The sequence below is a fragment of the Pseudogemmobacter bohemicus genome (genome assembly GCF_003290025.1).
Lineage (GTDB): Bacteria > Pseudomonadota > Alphaproteobacteria > Rhodobacterales > Rhodobacteraceae > Pseudogemmobacter > Pseudogemmobacter bohemicus.
Genome location: NZ_QNHG01000001.1, coordinates 702,669 through 724,815 on the forward strand (window position 1 = coordinate 702,669; position 22,147 = coordinate 724,815).

General features: G+C 64.0%; 20 protein-coding genes. 16 read left to right on the top strand and 4 right to left on the bottom strand.

The genetic code is table 11. The annotated features are described in order from the left end of the window. Window positions 1-64: 64 nt before the first annotated feature. From DRF71_RS03390 to xseA, 11 genes are all read left to right on the top strand, one after another. Entirely contained in the window at window positions 65-2,620 is a 2,556-nt protein-coding gene (locus DRF71_RS03390; RefSeq protein WP_112309154.1) for a penicillin-binding protein 1A, read from the top strand. A gap of 123 nt (window positions 2,621-2,743) precedes the next feature. Beyond that, window positions 2,744-3,865, top strand: coding sequence for a peptide chain release factor 2 (gene prfB, locus DRF71_RS03395; RefSeq protein WP_112309155.1), 1,122 nt, complete (start codon window positions 2,744-2,746; stop codon window positions 3,863-3,865). Window positions 3,866-4,051: 186 nt separating this feature from the next. Beyond that, window positions 4,052-5,080, top strand: a complete 1,029-nt coding sequence (argC, locus tag DRF71_RS03400; RefSeq protein ID WP_112309955.1) for an N-acetyl-gamma-glutamyl-phosphate reductase — start codon at window positions 4,052-4,054, stop codon at window positions 5,078-5,080. Between the two features lie 112 nt (window positions 5,081-5,192). After that, complete coding sequence (ccmE, locus tag DRF71_RS03405) at window positions 5,193-5,654, top strand: cytochrome c maturation protein CcmE (RefSeq protein WP_112309956.1); 462 nt, start codon at window positions 5,193-5,195, stop codon at window positions 5,652-5,654. Window positions 5,655-5,801: 147 nt separating this feature from the next. After that, window positions 5,802-7,544, top strand: coding sequence for an arginine--tRNA ligase (gene argS, locus DRF71_RS03410; RefSeq protein ID WP_112309156.1), 1,743 nt, complete (start codon window positions 5,802-5,804; stop codon window positions 7,542-7,544). A gap of 73 nt (window positions 7,545-7,617) precedes the next feature. Beyond that, window positions 7,618-8,898: an SPOR domain-containing protein gene (locus DRF71_RS28975; RefSeq protein WP_269814325.1), complete on the top strand. Its 1,281-nt coding sequence runs from the start codon at window positions 7,618-7,620 to the stop codon at window positions 8,896-8,898. Beyond that, on the top strand, window positions 8,895-9,926 hold the full coding sequence (gene nagZ, locus DRF71_RS03420; protein ID WP_112309157.1) for a beta-N-acetylhexosaminidase: 1,032 nt from the start codon (window positions 8,895-8,897) through the stop codon (window positions 9,924-9,926). Before DRF71_RS28975 ends, nagZ begins: the two co-directional genes overlap by 4 nt. After that, entirely contained in the window at window positions 9,923-10,735 is an 813-nt protein-coding gene (locus DRF71_RS03425; protein ID WP_112309158.1) for a segregation and condensation protein A, read from the top strand. Before nagZ ends, DRF71_RS03425 begins: the two co-directional genes overlap by 4 nt. Next, the gene (gene scpB, locus DRF71_RS03430) at window positions 10,732-11,376 is read left to right on the top strand and encodes an SMC-Scp complex subunit ScpB (RefSeq protein WP_112309159.1); all 645 of its coding nucleotides are present in this window, start codon (window positions 10,732-10,734) and stop codon (window positions 11,374-11,376) included. Before DRF71_RS03425 ends, scpB begins: the two co-directional genes overlap by 4 nt. A gap of 27 nt (window positions 11,377-11,403) precedes the next feature. Further along, window positions 11,404-11,610 (top strand): hypothetical protein, encoded by a 207-nt coding sequence (locus DRF71_RS03435; RefSeq protein ID WP_112309160.1) that lies wholly within the window; start codon window positions 11,404-11,406, stop codon window positions 11,608-11,610. Between the two features lie 45 nt (window positions 11,611-11,655). Then, the gene (gene xseA / locus DRF71_RS03440; protein WP_112309161.1) at window positions 11,656-13,293 is read left to right on the top strand and encodes an exodeoxyribonuclease VII large subunit; all 1,638 of its coding nucleotides are present in this window, start codon (window positions 11,656-11,658) and stop codon (window positions 13,291-13,293) included. A 131-nt stretch (window positions 13,294-13,424) separates the two neighbouring features. Here the strand turns inward: xseA and DRF71_RS03445 are convergent, their stop codons facing one another. The 3 genes from DRF71_RS03445 to DRF71_RS03455 form a co-directional block, all read right to left on the bottom strand. Then, window positions 13,425-13,946, bottom strand: a complete 522-nt coding sequence (locus DRF71_RS03445) for a hypothetical protein (protein WP_112309162.1) — start codon at window positions 13,944-13,946, stop codon at window positions 13,425-13,427. A gap of 1 nt (window position 13,947) precedes the next feature. After that, window positions 13,948-14,385, bottom strand: a complete 438-nt coding sequence (locus tag DRF71_RS03450) for a hypothetical protein (RefSeq protein ID WP_232831279.1) — start codon at window positions 14,383-14,385, stop codon at window positions 13,948-13,950. 112 nt (window positions 14,386-14,497) lie between these two features. Then, complete coding sequence (locus DRF71_RS03455; protein ID WP_232831281.1) at window positions 14,498-15,595, bottom strand: alkane 1-monooxygenase; 1,098 nt, start codon at window positions 15,593-15,595, stop codon at window positions 14,498-14,500. 181 nt (window positions 15,596-15,776) lie between these two features. On the opposite strand from DRF71_RS03455, the gene ftsY reads away from it, so the two are divergent. The 3 genes from ftsY to DRF71_RS03475 all read left to right on the top strand — a co-directional run bounded on the left by ftsY (window position 15,777) and on the right by DRF71_RS03475 (window position 18,837). Then, on the top strand, window positions 15,777-17,084 hold the full coding sequence (gene ftsY, locus DRF71_RS03460; protein ID WP_112309960.1) for a signal recognition particle-docking protein FtsY: 1,308 nt from the start codon (window positions 15,777-15,779) through the stop codon (window positions 17,082-17,084). Between the two features lie 138 nt (window positions 17,085-17,222). Beyond that, window positions 17,223-18,197, top strand: a complete 975-nt coding sequence (locus tag DRF71_RS03470; RefSeq protein ID WP_112309164.1) for a hypothetical protein — start codon at window positions 17,223-17,225, stop codon at window positions 18,195-18,197. A 25-nt stretch (window positions 18,198-18,222) separates the two neighbouring features. After that, entirely contained in the window at window positions 18,223-18,837 is a 615-nt protein-coding gene (locus DRF71_RS03475; RefSeq protein ID WP_112309165.1) for an inner membrane-spanning protein YciB, read from the top strand. Window positions 18,838-18,968: 131 nt separating this feature from the next. Here DRF71_RS03475 and DRF71_RS03480 read toward each other — a convergent pair whose 3' ends face one another. Beyond that, window positions 18,969-19,667 (bottom strand): glutathione S-transferase N-terminal domain-containing protein, encoded by a 699-nt coding sequence (locus tag DRF71_RS03480; RefSeq protein ID WP_112309961.1) that lies wholly within the window; start codon window positions 19,665-19,667, stop codon window positions 18,969-18,971. 185 nt (window positions 19,668-19,852) lie between these two features. On the opposite strand from DRF71_RS03480, the gene DRF71_RS03485 reads away from it, so the two are divergent. Together DRF71_RS03485 and DRF71_RS03490 are read left to right on the top strand one after the other, a co-directional pair. Then, window positions 19,853-20,932 carry a GlxA family transcriptional regulator gene (locus tag DRF71_RS03485; RefSeq protein ID WP_112309166.1) on the top strand — a complete coding sequence of 360 codons (1,080 nt, stop codon included), beginning with the start codon at window positions 19,853-19,855 and terminating at the stop codon, window positions 20,930-20,932. 435 nt (window positions 20,933-21,367) lie between these two features. Next, window positions 21,368-21,919 carry a hypothetical protein gene (locus DRF71_RS03490; protein WP_157970908.1) on the top strand — a complete coding sequence of 184 codons (552 nt, stop codon included), beginning with the start codon at window positions 21,368-21,370 and terminating at the stop codon, window positions 21,917-21,919. The last annotated feature ends 228 nt before the right edge of the window (window positions 21,920-22,147 follow it).

Consider the following 22,147-nt stretch of genomic DNA (forward strand, 5'->3'; position numbering starts at 1 on the left):
CAGGGTTTTGACGGGCGCGCGCGTCTGATATAGGGAAGGGCACGATCAGCCGGGGACCTGAGCAGTGTTGCGATTCATCGCCTCCTTTCTGGGGGCTATCTTTTCAGCGGTGACGCTTGGCATCTTCTTTGGTGCCCTGACCGTTGGCGCGATCTTCTGGATGTATTCGCGCGATCTGCCGAGCCATGAGAGCCTTGCGAAATATGCTCCGGCCACCATAAGCCGGATCTATTCCGGCGAGGGGCGCATTCTGGATGAATTCGCCGATGAGCGGCGGCTGTTCGTTTCTGCCGAGGATATTCCCGATCTTGTGAAACAGGCCTTTGTCTCGGCGGAGGACAAGAATTTCTTTTCGCATCAGGGCTATGATGCCGGCGGTATGGCTGCGGCCTTTACCGAGGCGATCCGCTCTCGTGGCCAGGATGTGCGCGGCGCCTCGACCATCACGCAGCAGGTGGCCAAAAACATGCTGCTGGATGGCACCCGCCGTGGCGCGGCGGGGGTCGAGCGCAAGATCAAGGAAATCATTCTGGCCACACGGCTGGAAGAGACGCTGTCCAAGGACCGCATTCTGGAAATCTATCTGAACGAGATCTTCCTCGGGCAGAATTCCTATGGCGTGGCGGCAGCGGCGCAGACCTATTTCAACAAGAGCCTGACCGAGCTTTCGCCGCATGAGGCGGCGACTTTGGCCTCGATGCCGAAAGCGCCCTCGGATTTCCATCCGGTGCGCAACCGCCAGAAGCTGATCGACCGGCGCGACTATGTGCTGCGCGAGATGTGGGACAATGGCTATATCGACGAGGCGACCTATCTGGCCGAGCGGGATGCGCCGCTTTTGTCGGTGCAGAATGGCGATTTCCCGTCTTTCCGGCAAGAGCTGCCGGGGCGGACCTATTTCACCGAAGAGGTGTCGCGCCAGCTGTCGAGGGATTTCGGCCGCAAGGAATTCTTTGAAGGTGGCATGACGATCCGCGCCACCATCGACCAGGAATTGCAGATCATCGCCGAGACCGCGCTGAGGAAGGCGCTGGAGAAATATGACCGCGGCATCGGTATCTGGCGCGGCACCGGCAAGACCATTCCGGTCGATCAGCTGTCGCGAGAGGAAGACTGGCGCGCGGCGCTTGGGGCCGCGGATGTGCCGCGCGATATCGGGGACTGGTATCCGGCGGTGGTGCTGTCGCTGGGCGAGCGCTCGGCCACCATCGGCATCGAAGGCCTGGCCGAGACCGGTGAGATCCCCGCCGAGGATGTGACCTGGGCCAGAAAGCGCAATGCGGATGGCTCGCTGGGGCGCAAGGCGACGCGGGCCTCGGATTTGGTCGATCCGGGCGATGTGGTGCTGGTGCGGCGCATGGTGAAGGATTCGGACGGATCCTTCATGCGCTGGACTTTGCGCCAGGTGCCGGAGGTGCAGGGCGCCTTCATGGCGATGGATGTGAATACCGGCCGTGTTCTGGCGATGCAGGGCGGGTTCTCGTATCAATATTCAGTGTTCAACCGTGCCACCCAGGCCGAACGCCAGCCGGGCTCTTCGTTCAAACCCTTCGTCTATGCGGCGGCTTTGGACAGCGGTTACACGCCGGCCACCATCGTGGTCGATGCGCCGATCGAGATCGAGACGCCGCAGGGGCTCTGGACGCCCAAGAATGCCTCGAACAAATTCTACGGGCCGACGCCGCTCAGGACCGGGATCGAGCAGTCGCGGAACCTGATGACCATTCGCCTTGCCCAGGAAGTGGGGATGTCGACCGTCGCCGCCTATGCCGAGCGGTTCGGCGTTTATGACCGGCTGGGCCAGAATCTGGCGAACAGTCTCGGCGCGCAGGAGACCACGCTTTACAAGATGGTCGCGGCCTATGCGATGTTCGCCAATGGTGGCGAGCGGGTGGAGCCGACGCTGGTTGACCGGGTGCAGGACCGGTATGGGCGCACCATATACCGCCATGACAAGCGGTCCTGCGAGGATTGCGGCGCGGGCGATTTGCCGCGCGGCGACGGGGTGAAGATCACGTCGAACCGCGAGCGGGTGATGGATGCGATCACCGCCTATCAGCTGACCTCGATGATGGAAGGGGTGGTTCAGCGCGGCTCGGGCTCCGGGGTGAAGCTGCCGGTGCCGGTGGCGGGCAAGACCGGTACTACCAATGACGCCAAGGATGTCTGGTTCATCGGCTATACCTCGAACATCGTGGCGGGCTGCTATATCGGCTTTGACCAGCCAAGGACGCTGGGGTCTTCGGCCTATGGCGGCACGCTTTGTGTGCCGGTCTTCCAGGACTTTATGAAAGAGGTCGTGAAGAAATATGGCGGCTCGAAGTTCAAAGTGCCGCCGGGGGGCTATTTCGTAAAGATCGACCGTTTCACCGGGGCGCGGCTGTCGGATGATGCCTCGGGCCCGAATGTGGTGGCGGAGTATTTCCGCGAGGGCGAGGATGTGACCTTTGGTCTTGGAGCCATGGTCGATGGCGGTTTCGAGATGGGGCAGAACCTGCCGCTTTTCGCCTATGGCGAGACGGAGAGCGGGGCGGCCTCGGTCACCACGGCGACGGGAGAGAAGCGGGTGATCCCGGGCAAGGCCGATTTTGGAACAGTGTCTTCGGGCGGGCTTTACTGAGACCCGGGGGGCGCGCGCCGGGCCTCGTGCCGGTGGCCGCGTTGCTGTATGCGCGCGCTCAGGCCCCTTGTTCCGGCGGCCCCCAGGCGATATGACGCCGCTCGACGATTGAGAGGGTGAGAGATGCGCGCCGAGACGCAAGGGAATGTTGAGCAGATCCGCAAGTCGCTGGGCCTTCTGGCGCAGCGGATCGACCTTGAGATGGCGCCGCACCGGCTTGAGGAATTCAACGCGCTGATCGAGCAGCCGGATCTGTGGAATGATCCGGCGCGGGCGCAGAAGCTGATGCGCGAGCGGCAGTCGCTGATGGATGCGCTGAACGGCTACCGGCTGATCGAGAGCGGCCTGAATGACAATCTCGGGCTGATCGAGCTGGGCGAGGCCGAGGGCGAGGATGCGCTGGTATCGGAGGCCGAGGATGCGCTGAAGGCGCTCCTTGAGGTTGCGGCGCAAAAGGAGCTGGAGGCTTTGCTGAATGGCGAGGCCGATGGCAATGACACTTTCCTTGAGATCAATGCCGGCGCCGGCGGTACCGAGAGCCAGGACTGGGCCGAGATGCTGGCGCGGATGTATACCCGCTGGGCCGAGCGTCGGGGTTTTACCGTCGAGATGCTGTCGGAAGAGGCGGGGCAGGAGGCGGGAATCAAATCGGTCGCCTATAAGATTTCCGGCCATAATGCCTATGGCTGGCTGAAGACGGAATCGGGGGTGCATCGCCTGGTGCGGATCTCGCCCTTTGGGTCAGGCGACAAGCGGCAGACCTCGTTTGCCAGCGTCTGGGTCTATCCGGTCGTTGATGACAATATCGAGATCGAGGTGCTGGATAAGGATATCCGCATCGACACGTTCCGCTCTTCGGGCGCGGGTGGCCAGCACGTCAACAAGACGGATTCGGCGGTCAGGATCACCCACTTCCCGACCGGGATCGTGGTGACCTCATCGCTGAAGTCGCAGCATCAGAACCGCGAGATCGCGATGAATGCGCTGAAGGCGCGGCTTTATCAGCAGGAGCTGGACAAACGTTCGGCTGCGATCAACGAGGCGCATGATGCGAAAGGGGATGCGGGCTGGGGCAACCAGATCCGTTCCTATGTGCTGCAGCCTTACCAGATGGTGAAAGACCTGCGCACCAGCCATGAGACCTCGGATACCCAGGGTGTGCTGGACGGTGATCTCGACCCGTTCATGGCGGCGACGCTGGCACTGGATATGGCCGGCAAAAGCCGCGCCGACGCCGAGAGCTGAAACCTTCGCCTCCGGCGGGAGTATTTGGATCAGGAGGAAAACGGCAACTCCTGTCCCTTCCTCTTGACCTGAATACTCCGGGGTGCGGGGCAGAGCCCCGCTCCTGGTCTGTATGCCGCATTGCAAAACGGCAGAATTCGCGTCAGGAAAGCGGGCAGAATTCCCCCTTGCTGATGGATGCTGCCCATGACCTTCCGCATCGCAATCCTCGGTGCCTCCGGCTATACCGGGGCCGAGCTTGTCCGTCTGATCGCGGGTCATCCGCAGATGCGGATCACCGCGCTCTCTGCCGACCGCAAGGCGGGAATGGCGATGGCGGATGTCTTCCCCTTTCTGCGCCACCTTGACCTGCCGCAGCTGGTCAAGATTGACGAAATCGACTTCAGCCAGATCGACCTTTGTTTCTGCGCGCTGCCGCATGCGACCAGCCAGGCGGTTATCTCTGCCTTGCCGCAGACCCTGAAAATCGTCGATCTCTCGGCCGATTTCCGGCTGCGCGACCCTTCCGATTACGAGAAATGGTATGGCCAGCCCCATGCTGCGGTCGAAATGCAGAAAGAGGCGATTTACGGCCTTACCGAATTCTACCGCGACGATATCAGCAAGGGTCGCCTGATCGCCGGCACCGGCTGCAATGCGGCGACCGGCCAATATGCGCTGCGCCCGCTGATCGCGGCCGGGGTGATCGACCTTGACGATATCCTGATCGACCTCAAGGCCGGGGTGTCCGGGGCAGGGCGCTCGCTGAAAGAAAACCTGCTGCATGCCGAGCTTTCCGGTGGCACCCATTCTTATTCGGCCGGCGGCAAGCACCGCCATCTGGGCGAATTCGACCAGGAGTTCTCGAAAATCGCCGGCCGCCCGGTGCTGGTGCAGTTCACGCCGCATCTCTTGCCGATGAACAGGGGGATCCTCGCGACCACCTATGTCCGGGGCGATGCGAAAGCGGTCCATGCCGCGCTGAGCGCAACCTATGCGCCTGAACCCTTCCTGAAAGTCCTGCCCTTCGGCGCGCTGCCCTCGACCCGCGACATTGCCGGCTCGAACTACTGCCATATCGGCGTCATCGGAGACCGTATCCCCGGTCGCACGATCGTGATTGCGGTGCTCGACAACCTGACCAAAGGCTCTTCGGGCCAGGCCTTGCAGAACGCAAACCTCATGCTTGGGATTGATGAGACCATTGGCCTGTTGATGGCTCCGGTTTTCCCGTAATATCGTTTGGGACTTGATCAAGGTCAGGGCGGCGGGCAAAGCGATCTGCCAGTTTCGCTCTGACGAAAGAAGGACAGCCATGCAAAGCACAGCAAAGCCGCAGTTCCGGGGTATGAAGGGGCTGAAAAAACAGCGCCGCATCCAGATCATCGTGCTGGCGGCCCTGGCCATGCTGCTGGCCACCATCTTCGTGGGCTTCGCGCTGAAAGACGGGATTAATTTCTTCCGCAGCCCGACCCAGGTGCTGGAAGAAGCCCCGCCCGAGGCCGAGACCTTCCGCCTTGGCGGCCTTGTCAAAGCCGGCTCCATCGTCAATCGCGCCGGTGTACAGTTTGATTTCATCATCACCGACGGTGGCGCCGAGATCCCGGTCGCCTATGTCGGCAACGACCCGCGCCCGGATCTCTTCAAGGAAAACACCGGCACCATCGCCACCGGCAAGCTTATCAACGGCACCTTCGAGGCCACCACGCTCCTCGCCAAACATGATGAGACCTATATGCCGAAAGAGGTGATGGATGCGCTGAAAGCCCAGGGCATCTATAAGGGTCCCGACGCGCAGCCCGACAGCTGATTTTTCATCTGTCCTGAAATATCCCGGGGGAAGCGGCAGAGCCGCGAGGGGGCAGCGCCCCCTTTCCCGGCCTGAACAACCGCGCCTCGCTTGACCAATGCCGCCGCCTCTGGCAATGCCTGATCCATCAGGACAGGATTTGATCAGATGAACCTCTTTGCGGATATCCGCGGCGCGGTGGTGGATGCTCTGGGCCGGATGGCCACAGACGGCGTGCTGCCCGCAGGTCTCGACCTTTCGAATGTGGCGGTGGAACCCCCGCGCGATGCCGCCCATGGCGATATGGCGACCAATGCCGCGATGGTGCTGGCGAAACCCGCAGGCCTCCAGCCGCGCGCGATTGCCTCTGAGCTCGCGACCCGTCTGATGGAGGATCCGCGCATCGCCGGCGCCGATGTGGCGGGGCCGGGCTTTCTGAACCTCCGGCTTGATGATGCGGTCTGGCAGGGGCTGGTGCGCGAGGCTCTGGCCGGGGGTACCGCTTTCGGCCGCTCCACCATTGGCGGCGGCGAGAAGGTGAATATCGAATTCGTCTCGGCGAACCCGACCGGCCCGATGCATGTCGGGCATGTGCGGGGCGCGGTGGTGGGCGATGCGCTTTCCAATCTGCTGGCCTTTGCCGGATGGAATGTCACCCGCGAATATTACATCAATGATGGCGGCGCACAGGTCGATGTGCTGGCGCGCTCGGCCTATGAGCGCTACCGCGAGGCGAACGGGCTTGAGCCCGAGATCCGCGAAGGTCTTTACCCCGGCGATTACCTGATCCCGGTGGGCGAGGCGCTCAGGGCGAAATACGGCACCTCGCTGATTGACCAGCCGGAATCCGTCTGGCTCGCGGATATCCGCGAATTCGCGACGGAAGCGATGATGGGGATGATCCGCGCGGATCTGGCGGTGCTTGGCGTCACCATGGATGTCTATTCCTCGGAAAAGGCGCTTTACGGCACTGGCGAGATCGAGGCAGCTATTGCAGAACTGCGCTCGAAAGGCCTGATCTATGAGGGCGTGCTGGAGCCGCCGAAAGGCAAGCTTCCGGAAGACTGGGAGGCGCGCGAGCAGACGCTGTTCCGCTCCACCGATCACGGCGATGACGTTGACCGGCCGGTGATGAAATCCGACGGCTCCTGGACCTATTTCGCTCCGGATATCGCCTATCACTACAATAAGGTGAAACGCGGTTTCAACCAGCTGATCGACATTTTCGGCGCTGATCATGGCGGCTATGTCAAACGGATGAAAGCGGCCGTTGCTGCGCTTTCGGATGGCAAAGTGCCGCTGGATATCCGGCTGATCCAGCTGGTCAAGCTGTATAAAAACGGCGAACCCTTCAAGATGTCGAAACGCGCCGGCACTTTTGTGACGCTCCGCGATGTGGTTGATGAGGCGGGGGCCGATGTCACCCGCTTCATCATGCTGACCCGCAAGAATGACGTGGCGCTGGATTTCGACTTTGCCAAAGTGCTGGAACAGTCCAGGGACAATCCGGTCTTCTATGTGCAATATGCCAATGCGCGGGTGAATTCCGTGATGCGTAAAGCGCGTGAGGCCGGAACCCCGGTCGACGATTCCGCGCTGCTGGCCGCCGATCACCGCAGCCTGTCGCATCCGGCGGAAATCGCGCTGTTGAAGAAAATCGCCGAATGGCCGCGTCTGGTGGAAATCGCCGCCCGCAATAACGAGCCGCATCGCGTCGCCTTCTACCTCTATGAACTCGCGTCAGAGTTTCATGGGCTGTGGAACCGTGGCAATGATGAAACGGAATTGCGCTTCGTGCAGGAGAAAGTGGCTGATTCACAGGCGAAAATCGCCCTTGCACGCGCCACGGGCGTTGTCATTTGCGCAGGTCTTGCTATCCTGGGTGTGACGCCGGTTGAAGAGATGCGCTGACCAACAGCGCCCGCAGCCGGCACTCACAGGCAAAGGGCATCATAAGCCCTGAGAGCAGGCGCAGAGGGCAGGCATGGCAAACGCTGATTACGGCGATTACGGCGGCTACGCATCACATGCGCGGCCGCAGGATTATACGCGGTCGAATTCCACAAGGTCGAATGCCGCGCGGCCGGGTTTTCCCGAAGCCGCGCCGCTGCGGGGCGCTGAAGGCGCCACAGGTCAGGCCCGCGTCCAGCCGCGACAGCCGCTGCAGCCGCGCGCGCAGGGGGGCTCCGCTTTCCAGGTTCAGGACGGCAACAGGGCGTCTGCCGCGATGGCACCTGCTTTACCGCTGACACGCGGGCAGCGCATGGTCAACATGGCGGGCGCGCTCGGCTCGGTGGCGCTGGTTCTGTCGCTGGGCTATTGGGGCTGGGAGCTGGCGGTGCGCGACGTGCGCGGCGTGCCGGTTGTCAAAGCGCTGGAAGGGCCGATGCGCAGCGCCCCGGAAGTGGGGGGCGGCATGGTTGTCGACTATCAGGGGCTTTCGGTGAATGATGTTGCGGCGCGGGATGGCGGCAATGGCTCGGATCGGGTGGTGCTGGCACCGGCCCCGGTCGAGCTGGCGGCTGACGATGTGGCCGGTCTCGCGATGGTCGCCGAGGCGCCGATTGCGCCGGGGGGCGTGCAGGGGGCGGTGATGGCACCGGCAGTGGCACCGGCTCCGGCAGGTGGGGCAGAGGTCTCGCGCATGTCTGTCGCCGAGGAATCTCCGCTGCCGCTGGAAGTCACGCCTGAAGAATTGCCCGCAGCCCCGGCAGTGGCGGTCGAAAGCCAGCCGGCAATCATCAGCCAGGATGAGGCGGTGGCGCTTGCGCTGGCCGAGGCGCTTGGCATGGATGAGGCGGCTTCGGCCGATCTGGTCGCGGCGGCTGCGCCTGCGGCACCGCCCGGCGCCATGATCTCCTCGCCGCGCCCCCGTCTGCGCCCGGACAGTCTGGGTCAGGCCAGTCCGGCTCAGGCCAGCATGGCCGCAGCAACTGCGCCGGTAAATGTCACCCAGACCGCCGCTGTCGCACCCGCAGCCTCAGGGGCCGGCAAAGACCCCGCCACAATCGAAGTCGGCGCCCGCCTTGTGCAATTCGGCGCCTATGACAGCGAGGCCCAGGCCCAGGCCGAATGGCAGAAGATCGCGGCAAAGCTGGGGCCGCTGATGGCGGAAAAACAGATGGTGGTGCAATCGGCGGAAAGCGGCGGCCTTACCTTCTGGCGGTTGCGCGGCTTTGGCTTCGCCAGCGAGGATGATGCGCGCCGCTTCTGCTCGGCTGCGGTGGCGGAACAGATCAACTGCATCCCGGTTACCCAAAGATGACCCCGGCGGAACAGGTCGCAACCGGGCGCGGCGCGGCGATTTTCGGCACGGCCGGAACCGCTCTCCTGGCCCAGGAACGCGACTTCTTTCGCGATTACGACCCTTTGGGCTTTATCCTCTTCGCGCGTAATGTCGAGGATCCGGATCAGCTTAGCCGCCTGACCTCTGATCTGCGCGACGCCGTGGGCCGCGAGGCACCGATCCTGATCGACCAGGAAGGCGGCCGCGTCCAGAGGATGCGTGCCCCCCATTGGCGCGAATGGGAGCCGCCCTTTGACCTGATCGCCCGTCTGGCCCCCGAAGCCGCTTTGCGCGCGATGGAGATCATGGCCCGCCTCATCGCGGATGAGCTGCGCGCCGTCGGTATTGATGCGAATTGTGCGCCGGTGGGCGATGTGGCCCGCACCGACACCCATCCTTTCCTGAAAAACCGCTGTTACGGCACCGGCCCCGAGGCCGTGGCACGGATCGGCCGTGCGGTCGCCGATGGGCTGCTTTCGGGCGGCGTGTTGCCGGTGATCAAACATATGCCCGGCCATGGCCTCGCGCGTCAGGACACACATCACGAGCTTCCCCGCGTCACCGCTTCGCGCACGGAGCTGCATGAGGTGGATTTCTGGCCCTTCACCGCGCTCTCTGACCTGCCGATGGCAATGACCGCCCATATCGTTTTTGCCGATTACGACCCCGACCACCCGGCGACGCAGAGCCCTGAGATGATCCGGGTGATCCGCGAAGAGATCGGCTTTCACGGCCTGTTGATGACCGACGATCTGAATATGGAGGCGCTTTCGGGCAGCCTGGCCGAGCGCACTGCCGCCTCGATCCGGGCGGGCTGCGATATCGCGCTGCATTGCAAGGGCGATTTCGGTCAGATGCAGGCCGTCGCGGCGGCTGCGGGCGAGATGACCGGGCCCGCGCAGGAACGGGCGGCGCGGGCGCTCCTGCGCCGGGCCGCGCCCGATAAGGTTGACATCGAGGGCCTCGGGGCAGAGTTTCTGGCTCTGTCGCGGGATGCCCATGGATGAATGACGAGACGCAGCTGCCTCTGGCCGATGACTGGTCCCTGCCGGAACGGCTGGACCCTGCCGCCCGGCTTGCCGCCGAGGCGCTGATTGTCGATGTCGACGGGTTCGAGGGGCCGCTGGACCTTTTGCTGACGCTGTCCCGGACGCAAAAGGTGGATCTGCGGCGGATCTCGGTTTTGCAGCTGGCGGAACAGTATCTGCTGTTCGTGAACAAGGCGGCGAAACTCAGGATCGAGCTGGCGGCGGATTACCTGGTGATGGCGGCCTGGCTCGCCTTTCTGAAGTCGCGTCTTCTGTTGCCGCCCGAACCGGGCGAGGCCGGGCCTTCCGCCGAAGAACTCGCCGCGCATCTGGCCTTCCAGCTGGAACGGCTGCAGGCGATGCGCGAGGCGGCGGCGCGGCTGATGGCGCGTGACCAGAAGGGGCGCGATTTCTTTGTGCGCGGCCAGCCCGAGACGGTTTCCCTGCAGCGCAAAACACGGTGGGAGGCGAACCTTCTCGACCTGATGCGCGCCTATGCCCGCATCCGTACCCGCGACGAGTTCCGCCCCTTCGTGATGGACCGCGAGCATGTTTTCACCATGGAACAGGCGCTTGACCGGATGCGCGGACTGATCGGCTATGCGGGCGACTGGGCGGATCTGTCGGGTTTCATGCCCGAGGGCTGGGATGCGACGCCGATGGCGCGCAGATCCGTGACGGCGGCGCATTTCGCGGCGGTGCTGGAAATGGCGAAACGCGGCCAGCTGACCCTGCGCCAGGGCGAGACTTTCGCGCCGATCCAGATCCGGCGGAGGGAGCCCGAATGAGCCGCGAGCCGGAGGAACAAAGCCTTTTCGAGGCCCCCCCGATGGGCGAGCAGGAGCGCATGGTCGAGGCCATGCTTTTTGCCTCGACCGAGCCGATGACGGTTGCGGAGCTCGCAAAACGCATGCCGCATGGCTGCGACCCTGCCGAGGCGCTGGCTTACCTTCGCAAACGCTATGAGGGGCGCGGTGTGCATCTGACCCGGGTGGGCGATGCCTGGGCGTTTCGCACAGCCGGCGATCTGGGCCATCTGATGGTGCGCGAGCAGGTCGAGAGCCGCAAGCTTTCCCGCGCGGCGATCGAGACGCTGGCGATCATCGCCTATCACCAGCCGACTACGCGGGCGGAAATCGAGGAAATCCGTGGGGTTGCGGTTTCGCGTGGCACCATCGACCAGTTGATGGAGATGGAATGGATCCGCTTTGGCCGCCGCCGCATGACGCCGGGGCGGCCGGTGACTTTCGTGGTGACCGAGGGCTTTCTTGACCATTTCGGTCTCGAATCCGCGCGCGATCTGCCGGGGCTGAAAGAGCTGCGCTCGACAGGTCTGCTTGAAAATCGCCCGATGCCGGGCCAGGATTTGCCACGCGATGATGATGAGGATGAGGCGCAAAGCGGTCAGAGCGAGCTGTTCGAGGATTGATCTCTGCACTGCCCCAGGGAGGGTGAGATGGATATGAACCGGCTGATCAATATGCTGGTGAACATGTTCCTGCGCAAAGCGGTGAACAAGGGCGTCCGCAGCGCCACCGATTATGCGGCGCGGCGTGGCAAAAGCGATGCGGAACTGACGCCCGAAGACCGCGAACAGGCGAAGAAGATGCGCGATCTGGCCGATAAGGCCCGCAAGGCCGCGCGGATCGGGCGCCGGATGTAAACCTCGCCAGTTGCATGCCCGCGCGGGGCAGGGCAAAACTGCCCTATGGAACTGTTTGACGATCAGGAGCCCGATCAGGGCGGCAATCGCCCGGAATTCACCGTCTCCGAGCTTTCGGGCGCGGTGAAGCGCGTGATCGAGGGCGAATTCGGCATGGTCCGGGTGCGTGGCGAGATCGGGCGGGTGTCGCGCCCGGCCTCGGGGCATCTTTACTATGACCTCAAGGATGACCGTTCGGTCATCGCCGCCATCACCTGGAAAGGCCAGGCGGGGCGGCTGACCGTCCGGCCCGAAGAGGGGATGGAGGTGATCGCCACCGGGCGGATGACCACTTTCCCGGGCCAGTCGAAATATCAGCTGATCATCGACGATCTGGCCCCGGCTGGGGCCGGCGCCCTGATGGCGATGCTGGAAAAACGCCGTGCCATGTTGCAGGCCGAGGGCCTGTTTGACCCCGCCCGCAAGCAGCCGATCCCCTGGTTGCCGCAGGTGATCGGGGTGGTGACCTCGCCTTCGGGGGCGGTGATCCGCGACATCCTGCACCGGCTGCGCGACCGTTTCCCGCGCCCGGTGCTGATCTGGCCGGTGGCGGTCCAGGGCGAGCGTTGCGCGCCAGAGGTCGCGGCTGCGATCCGGGGTTTCAACGCGCTGCCCGCGGGCGGGTCGATCCCGCGCCCGGATCTGATCATCGTCGCGCGGGGCGGCGGCAGTCTTGAGGATCTCTGGGGTTTCAACGAGGAAATCGTGGTTCGGGCGGCTGCGGAAAGCCGGATCCCGCTGATCTCGGCCGTGGGGCATGAGACCGACACGACGCTGATCGACTTTGCCGCCGATCTGCGGGCGCCGACGCCGACAGCGGCGGCGGAACTTGCGGTGCCGGTCCGGCTGGAGCTGCTGGCGACGCTGGACGCTCTGTCGTCGCGGCTGTTGCGCTCGGTCTCGCAGGGGACGGAGCGTCGGCGCCAGCGGCTGACCGATCTGGCCCGCGCTTTGCCGCGCCCCGAGGCACTGACCGGTGCTGCGGCGCAGCGGCTGGATCATGCTTCGGGCCGGCTCGGGGGCGCCCTTGGGCTGATGGTGGCGCGGCGGCGCGGCGATTTCGCGCGGGTGGCCGGGCGGGTGCAGCCGGGGCTGCTGCTTGGCTATGTGCGCGAGCGGCGTGGCCATGTCGCCAACCGCGCCGATGCGCTTGAGGCGCGGTTCATGCGCCGGTTTGAGCGTGCTCAGGTGCAGCTGGCGCAATGGGCCTCGCGGCTGGAACCGGCGATGCTGCGGCTGGTCACGGATGCCGCACGGCGGGTTTTCGATCAGCGTCAAAGGCTTGAAGGGCTTTCTTTACGTCTGGATGCAGTGCCAGGCCAAAGGATCACCCGCGCGCGCGAGGCGTTGGAGCGGCTTGATCGCACCCGCCAGAGCCTTGGCTATAATGAGACGCTGAAGCGCGGTTTCGCGGTGGTCTGGGGCGACGGCCATGTGGTGAGCACTGCGCAGGCGGCACGGGCGGCGGCGCATCTTGAGATCGAATTCGTCACCGGGAGGGTCGCGCTTACAAACCCGGTTCCGGTGACGGTTCCGTTGACAGAGGCGGAGGCGGTGGAGGGCGGTGGCGCGGCCGCGCGCCCGGCCAGACCGGCAAAGCCGCGAAAGGATGAGCCGGGAGGCGGTCAGGGCTCGCTTTTCTGAGGCGCGCCTTTCCGGGTGGCCTGGGGACAGCCTCATACGGGCCAGCCTTATACTGGGCCAGCCTCATACGGGGCCGATATCAGGGGGTCCGGATCTGGCCTCCGGATCTGGCGCCCGAACAGGTGCCCGGATCAGGCGCCCAGATAGGCCTGGCAGGAGATCGGCCCCTGGGCGGGGTAGAGCATGATCGGCGGCAGCTCGACAAAGCCCTGATAACGCCCGAGAATCCAGCCGCTTCGGTCGTGATAGGTCCAGCAGACCGGCTCATTGGGCTTGTCTTCATAGAGGAAGCAGATCTGTTCCCCGACCTGTTCCCAGCTGCCATTCATGCAGCGTTCCGCATCGCGCCAGATCACCCGCTGGCCCGAGAGGAAGCTTTCGACCCCATAAAGGCCGCTGACGGAATCATAGGTGTCAAAGGTCTTGCCCCGGGTCAGCGCGTCGAATTCCGCAGCGTCGAGCGCGGGATCGGCGGTGCCGGGCGCCAGGTCGGGGGCGGCCCCCGGCGGTAAATCGGGGGGCGCATCGCCGAATTCAGCCGCGGGAGGGGACTGGAATTGCCGGACGCCGCCCTCCTGCGCCAGGGCGGGCAGGACGAGGAAGGACAGGGCGGCAAACCCGGCGGCGATGCTTTGCATGGAAACGGTCGTCATCTCAGACCCCCACATCCGGCGCCGGGCAGGCCAGAGGCTCCGGCGTCTGGTCAACTTCGGTCAGTTCCGATCCCGGGAGCGCCCCTTCAGAAAGCGCCCGCAGCTGGCCATTCTCGTTCCAGAAGGTCCAGCAATGCTCGCCGCTGCTGTATTCATAGACAAAGCAGATCATTCCGGCACGCTCATACCAGCTGCCATACTGGCATTCATCGGGCGATGTTTTCCAGCGCACTTTGCGACCCGGCAGATATTCCTCGATGCCAAAGACCGAACCATATTGCGACCAGGTCAGGGTCTTGCCTTCGACATAGGCGTCGAAATCGGCGGCATTCATGGTCTCGCCTGTGGGGGGCGAGACGGTTTCGGCGGCAGCCATCTGGCTGATGACCGGTGCAAGACCAAGCCCCAGGCAAAGGGAGATTGCGGGGATGAAACGCATCGGAGCTCCTGACACAAGGTTCATCGCCGGGGCGCGCTGATCAGGATCGGGCGCTTTGGCTGTTTTGGCGAAACCTGGCAGAGACCGGAGGCTTTTGCCAGTCAGGCATCTGTTACCTCTGGCGCGTGCCGGGGGAATTGTCGCTTTCGCGCCAGCGTTTCAGATGCGGGCGGATGGCGCGGGCCCAGGTTCGGGGCAGGAAGGCCAGCGTGCAGGCCACCGGCAAAGGCCAGGGCAGGCGCGGCGCCTCATCGGCCCCGGGCAGCCGCAGCGCGGGATAGGGGCGCGAGGGATGCGCATGGTGATCGGAATGGCGCGGCGCGTTCAGCATCATGGCCGAGGTGAACCAATGCGCGGTGTTCCAGCTGTGGCGGGGGCTGACCGGCTCGGGGCGGCCATTGTCCAGGATGCGCCGGCGCAGCCCGTAATGCTGCACATAATCCGAGACCAGCACCTGCATTTGCGCATGCAGCCCCAGGAGGATCCAGATACCGATGCCGGGCAGCCCGGCAATCGCAAAGGCCAGCACCAGCGAGATCGCCCCGCCAAGCGCGTAAATCGCATAGGGATGCAGCCCCAGGCGGGTCTTTGCCCTTGCCCTGAGATCACTCTCGGCCTGCCGGCCAAGGCGGAACGAGCCGATCCAGGCACGCGGCGCAAAGCGGTAGAAGCTTTCGCCCTCGCGCGCGGAATTCGGGTCCTGGTCGGTGGCGACGAAACGGTGATGTACGAGGCGATGGGCCGAGGCATGCTGGCCAAACAGGATCGCGGCGTAAAAGACCTGGCCGAGGCGGAAGAGCGGGCGTGTCATGCGGTGGATCAGCTCATGCGCTGCCGGATGCCCGACCTGTCCCAGCCAGAAGCCGGTGCCGAAGAACATCAGCACCCGCTGCCCGACCGAAAGACCCGAGCTGCCGGCAATCGCCCAGACCGCCACCGGCAGCAGCACCAGCGCCGAAAGCCCGATCCCCGCCAGCACTGCATCGGCGCCGGGGAATTCCTGGCCCTCTTCGCTTTCGCCGGCAACCCAGGGGATCAGCTGATCCAGCAGCACCGACAAAAGCGCCATGTAAAGGAACCCCGCCCAGAGCCAGGCGCCGCCCAGCAGCGCGCCAAGAACCAGGAGCGGCACCGGCGTGGCGGCGGCCAGCGCGAAGGCCGCCATCGGGATCGGCGCGGTGCGGCGGGAAGGGGGATCGCTCTCGGACATGATGGGGCGAAGGGAAACACGAAACCCCGGCGGGGAAAAGGCCACGCCTTGTCACAGGGGGACATGCCCTTTTTCCGGGGCCAGGCGCATCCGTTGCCGGTTGCGGCGGCAAAGCCCCATTGCCCTTTACTTCGCAAGGCAAAATGACCAGGTAAAACCTGACTGAATGAAGGGTTTTGCCATGTCGATCTTCCGCAAGCTCAAGGACCGGCTGTTCCGCTCTTCCGACAAGATCGGGGAAGGGCTGGAGGCGCTGGTTCAGGAGGGGGCAGAGGCGGAGACCGATGCCGGGCCGGAACCGGCGGATCAGGGCGCCCGGGGGCACAGGGCATCTGCCCCGGCTGCCGGACCGGAGCAGAGCGCCGATGATGCAGGCGGCAGGGCTGAGGCTGCTGAGACGGACGAGGCCGAGGCAGGGACGGGCAGGCGTGGTGCGGGGGATAGCGGGCCGGGTTCTGCCGCTGTTTCCGCGGTGCCGCCCGCCGTGACAGTTCCGGCACCGGCAGCCTCCCCCGTGCTGACGCCAGCGGTGCTGACGCCAGCGGTGCTGACCCCTGCGGTGAAGGCTCCGGCAGAGGCTGAGCCGCCTGCGGCGGAACCAGTGAGGCCAGGCTTTCTCGGCCGGCTTTTCGGCCGGGGCGAAAGCGCTGAGCCGCGTCGGGTGCTTGACGACCAGATGCTTGAAAGCCTTGAAGAGTTGCTGATCCAGGCCGATCTGGGCGTCGATACTGCCACCCGGGTCACGGCCAATATCGCCGAAGGGCGGTTCGGGCGCAAAGTCTCGACCTCCGAGCTGAAAGAGGCGCTGGCCGGTGAGGTCGCGCGCATTATGACCCCGGTGGCAAAGCCGCTGCCGCTTTATTCGAAAAAGCCGCAGGTTGTGCTGGTTGTGGGCGTGAACGGTTCGGGCAAGACCACGACGATCGGCAAGCTGGCCAGCCAGTTCCGCGCTGCCGGCAAGAAGGTGGTGATCGCGGCCGGGGACACGTTCCGCGCCGCGGCGGTGGATCAGCTGAAGGTCTGGGGCGAGCGTGCCGGCGTGCCGGTGCTGACCGCGCCCGAGGGCTCGGACCCCGCAAGCCTTGCCTATGACGCGCTGAGCCGCGCCCAGGAGGACGGCGCCGATCTTTTGATGATCGACACTGCCGGCCGGCTGCAAAACCGCCAGGACCTGATGGAGGAACTGGCCAAAATCGTTCGCGTGCTGAAGAAGAAAGACGCGACCGCGCCGCATAACACGCTCCTGGTGCTGGATGCGACCACCGGCCAGAATGCCGTTACCCAGGTCGATATTTTCCGCAAAATTGCCGATGTCTCGGGGCTGGTGATGACCAAGCTTGACGGCACTGCCAAAGGCGGTGTGCTTGTCGCGCTGGCCGACCGCTTTGGTCTGCCCATTCATGCCATCGGTGTCGGCGAGCAGATCGACGATCTCTCGCCCTTCGATCCTGACGATTTTGCCCGCGCTCTGGTCGGTCTGGAGAAGTGACTTCCGACCCGGGAGGAATGGGCCCGGGAGGAATGGACCGGGGTGCGGAAGAGGCGGGCGCGAAAGAGCTGGGCGCGAAATAGTGAGGCGCGAAATAGTGAGGCTGGGCGCTCCGGCCGCCAGACAGGGTTAAAAGTGATGCTTGCCAGATTGTCTTCTCTGCTGCTGCCTGCCCTGATCGGCGCGGGGTTTGCCGTATCCGCCCGGGCGCAGGAGGTGACGCCTGCGCGCTGCGAGGCGGTGTTGCAGGCGCTGCAAAATGCGGCCAGCCAGGGCGGAAGCACCCTGCAGGCGCGCTATTCCGGGCTGACGGATGGTGCCTGCGAATATAGCGACGTGGCGATGGCCGGCGAGTCGCGCTATGCGCCGGTGGTCTTTGCCGACAAGGTGGTGATTGCCGGCTCGGCGCTGAACTGGGTCTCGGATGGCAGTGTGAAATCCGCCGATCTAACCCTGACGGCCGAGGCAATCCGGCTGACCGCCCGGAGCGGCGATGCGCGGATGGATTACCTGCTGCAGGCCCAGGCGCGGCAGGGCGAGATGGCTTTCGAGCTGCGCGGCAACTGGGACGGCGCGAAGAAGGAGCTGCGGGTCGGGCTGTTCGACCTGCAGATCGGGGACAGTTCGCGGGTGAAATTCGGCGCGCTGGTGAAGAATATCGACATCTCGACGCCGGGGGCTGCGCAGATGGCGCTGACCGGCGCCGCGCTGAGCGAGCTGGATCTTGAGCTGAAGAGCTTTGGCTTTTTCGAGCAATTCCTGCTGCCGATGCTGATCAGCCGGCTGCCGGACAGCGGCGGCAGTGACGGAGACAGCGAGGCGGGTTTTGCCCGGGTGGTGGCGGAGAAAAAGCTGGAGCTGCGCACCGCGATCAACCAGCTGCCCGATGCGGCCTTTCCGGCGCCGTCCAGGGCGGCGCTGGCGGCGCTCTTGTCGGACCTGCCCAATCCGCGCGGCAAGCTTGTGGTCGGGTTCCGCTCGGCCAGCGGTTTCGGGGCGGCGCGCTTTGCGCGTTTCGCACTGGCGGGGATGCCGAAGACGATGAAAGAGCTGGCACCATTGTTCGATGACACCCGGTTTGTTATCGACTGGCGCCGTGGCGACCGCAGCTGAGCGGTGATGTGACACGGAAGGCGATATGGCGGAAAAAGCGATCAACCCGGTGCTGAAACAGGTGCTGGAACTGGGGCCGACAGTCCTGTTCTTTGCGATCTATATGTGGATCAAGGATGAGAAATACCTGATCGGTGGCACGGAATATTCCGGCTTCATCGTGGCGGCGGTGGTTTTCGTGCCGATCCTGCTGGCCTCGATTGCCGCCCTGTGGCTCCTGACCGGAACCCTGTCCAGGATGCAGATCTTCACCGGACTGGTGGTGATCTTTTTCGGCGGGCTGACGGCTTATTTCAACGATGCCAGCTTTTTCAAGATGAAGACGACGCTGGTTTACGGGACATTCGCGGCGCTGCTGGGGATCGGGCTGTTGCGCGGGCAAAGCTGGCTGGAATGGGTGCTTGGCTCGGCGCTGCCGATGCAGCATGAGGGCTGGATGATCCTGACACGGCGCCTCGCGCTGGTCTTTCTGGCGCTGGCGGTGGCGAATGAACTGATCTGGCGCAATATGTCGGAAGCGACCTGGGTGACGCTGGAGACCTTTGCCTTTCCTGCGGCGCTTTTCGTGTTCCTGATGGTGCAGATCACCATGCTGGGGCGCTATGTGATCGAGCCTGAAGACAAGGGCAGCGAGGGGTAAGCCGGCGCATGGCTGGCGGAAGCGGGGGGCCAGCCCCCCTGATGCCCGTGCCGGGCATTTCCCCCGGGATATTCAGGGACAGATGAAGGGAGGCCCGGGGTGTTGCGCGCACGCGCGCCCCGGGCCTTTTATCAGCGTTTGTAAAGGTTTTCGATGGCGGTCTTGTCGAGCGTGGCGGGGCGGGCATCGGAGGCCAGCGCGATGCCTTTGGCAAAGGCGGGGCGGGCGGCGAGGCGGTCGAGCCAGGCTTTGAACTGCGGTTTGTCGTCGATGGTTTGCTGTTGTTTTTCCCAGGCGCGCGCCCAGGGCCAGATCGCGATATCGGCGATGGAAAGGCTGTCGCCCGCGACGAAGGGGCGATCCGCGAGGCGGCGGTCGAGCACGCCGTAAAGCCGCCCGACCTCGCGCCGGTAGCGGTCCTGGGCATAGGGCAGCACCTGGGGCGGATCCATCTCGGGGGCGTAGCGCAGGAAGTGATTGGCCTGGCCCGCCATCGGGCCGACGCCGCCCATCTGCCACATCAGCCATTCCTCGATCTGGATCTTTTCGCGCTCGTTTGTGCCGTAAAGCCGGCCGGTTTTGCGGGCGAGATATTGCAGGATCGCCCCGGATTCGAAAACCGATACCGGCGCGCCATCGGGCCCTTCGGGATCGACAATCGCCGGGATGCGGTTATTCGGCGCGATGGCGAGGAAATCGGGCGCGAACTGGTCGCCCTGGCCGATATTGATCAGCCTGACCTCATAGGGCAGGCCAAGCTCCTCCAGCGCGATGGCGATCTTATGGCCGTTCGGGGTGGGCCAGAAATAAAGGCTGATCGGGGCTGGCATCGCTTGGTCCTGCATTTGGAATGGGGCGTGCCGATCTTGCGCGAGGGGCGGCGGCGGTGCAAGGCGGGCCGCCCTTTGACGCGACCTGCAGCGTGCAATCGTGATCTCTTGCACAAGTGTAAAATATCGGCTTCCATCCCGATTTAACGACATGAATCTGTCGTATTGTGAAAAGGTCAGAGCAGATGCCCAGCCCCGAGAGCAAGGTGCAACAATCAGGAGCGGTGAAAAGCGCTGTTGGTGCCGGCCCTGCCGGCGGCGGCGCGGCTGCCGGGCGCAGCGGTGGCACGCGGCGCTTCGTCTTTCTGCTCCTGGACCGCTTTACCCTGCTGGCCTTCGCCTCGGCCATTGAGCCTTTGCGCATCGCGAACCGCGTGGCCGGGCGCAAGATCTATTCCTGGGTTCTGGCGGGGGAGGGCGGCGCTTCGGCCACCTGTTCCAACGACACCGCTTTCCGGCTGGATCTCGGGCTGGATGAGATCGACCGCGAGGATGTGATTCTCGTCTGCGGCGGGCTGGATGTGCAGAAGGCGACCTCGAAAGCGGTGCTGTCCTGGCTGCGGCGCGAGGCGCGGCGGGGGGTGACGATTGGCGGGCTTTGCACCGGGGCCTGGGCGCTGGCCAAAGCGGGGTTGCTTGATGGCAGGAAGGCCACGATCCATTGGGAGAATCAGGATGGTTTCCTTGAGGATTTCGAGGAGGTGCGGCTGACGAAATCGGTCTTTGTGATGGATGGCAACCGCTGGTCGACCGCCGGGGGGACTTCGTCGCTGGATCTGATGCTGAAGGTGATCGCCGCCGATCATGGCGAGACGCTGGCGAATACCGTGGCCGATCAGCTGATCTATTCGACCATCCGCACCGATCAGGACACACAGCGCCTGTCGATCCCGACCCGGATCGGGGTCAGGCATCCGAAGCTGAGCCTTGTCATCCAGATGATGGAGGGGAGCATCGAGGACCCGCTTTCCCCCGCTGATCTGGCGGAACGGGTGGGGATGTCGACACGGCAGCTGGAGCGCCTGTTCCGCCGCTATCTGAACCGCAGCCCGAAGCGCTATTATATGGAGCTGCGGCTGTCGAAAGCGCGCAACCTGCTGATGCAGACCGATATGTCGGTGATCAATGTGGCGCTGGCCTGCGGCTTTGCCAGCCCTTCGCATTTCTCGAAATGCTACCGTGCGCATTACAACACCACGCCTTACCGCGAGCGCGGCACTCAAAGCGGGATGCCTGGCGCGGTTCCGGTCCGTTTGTCGATTTGAGCCCTGTGCCGGTCACGCTGCAGGTGACAGGGCACCTCGCGGTAACGCTGGCCCTGACGATGCTGACGCAGCCTGGGGCATCGCCTGGCTGATCAGCCTGAGGTTTCGCAGAAGGCTGCCGGTATTCATGGCTGGCCTGTGCACTGCTCTGGATCATGGCGATGGGGGTGGCACCGCCGCTGGGCCGGGTGCCGCTTGGCTGTGCGGACAGGGGGGCTTTGCAGATGCAGTCCTGGTTTTATGTTGTCACCAAGTTAATCTGTCGCTGGCTGCACAAAGTAGAAATGTCGCGGAAGGATCGCATAGGCGCTGAGCCAGCCCCGGCCCGCCCTCCACACACAGGGCCGTAGGGACGGGGCTGGCGGTCGTCAGGCAGAGGTTGCGAGGGTCAGCTATGCGGGACGAAGCGGACGCTGATCGTCTAGGATTGTAGCGATGAAAATGATTCTTCGTCTCTCTTGTATGGCGCTTGTCTTGTCTGCCGCTGGTACCTGCCAAGCTGAACAGACGGGTACCATCGTGACCAACCAGTGCTTTGCTTTGAATAATGACGTCTACGACGCACACCTGACAGTGCGCATATTCAAAACTGAAATTGGCAGTGGACAATTTGATAATGGGGGCGACCTTTCGTTAGGGTTCCTTACCCTCGGCCAACTTGCCCGCACCCCGATTACTTGCTCGATCAACGGCAGGGTCGTTCGACTGGAAACAATGGACTTTAGCCCACAGCGTATAAGCGGTCCCTCTGCTCTTGCTGATCAGGTAGGTTTCCGTCTTTCGGTCGGCGATCATGTAATGTGGGAAGTTCCCGCTCCAGCCATTCGCGGCCTTCCGATTTTCAACGGAACAATTGATGTGGACAAGGACAAGGTGCGCGTCTGCGCCGAGCACACGCCAGAAGATTTAGGCGTGATTCTAACGCCACTGGCCAAAAGCTCGGGCTTAATATCTCCGATCGTTCTCGTTTGTCAGACCTACAACTAATCGCTGCGACCGTCCGCTATGGGCCTAGGCTGTATGGAAACTCACCGCGGATGATATCTGACGCGTTGCTCCGGCCAAGATGAGGCGACCAGCAACAAATCTCGACAGGACGTGGTTTGGCGGCCCTTTTCAGGCCTTCACTGCCTCCATCAGCCCTTGGATCCCGATCAGCGCCATCATCCGTTTGATGTTACAGGCAAGGACGTTCAGCGCGATCTCGGTCCTCAT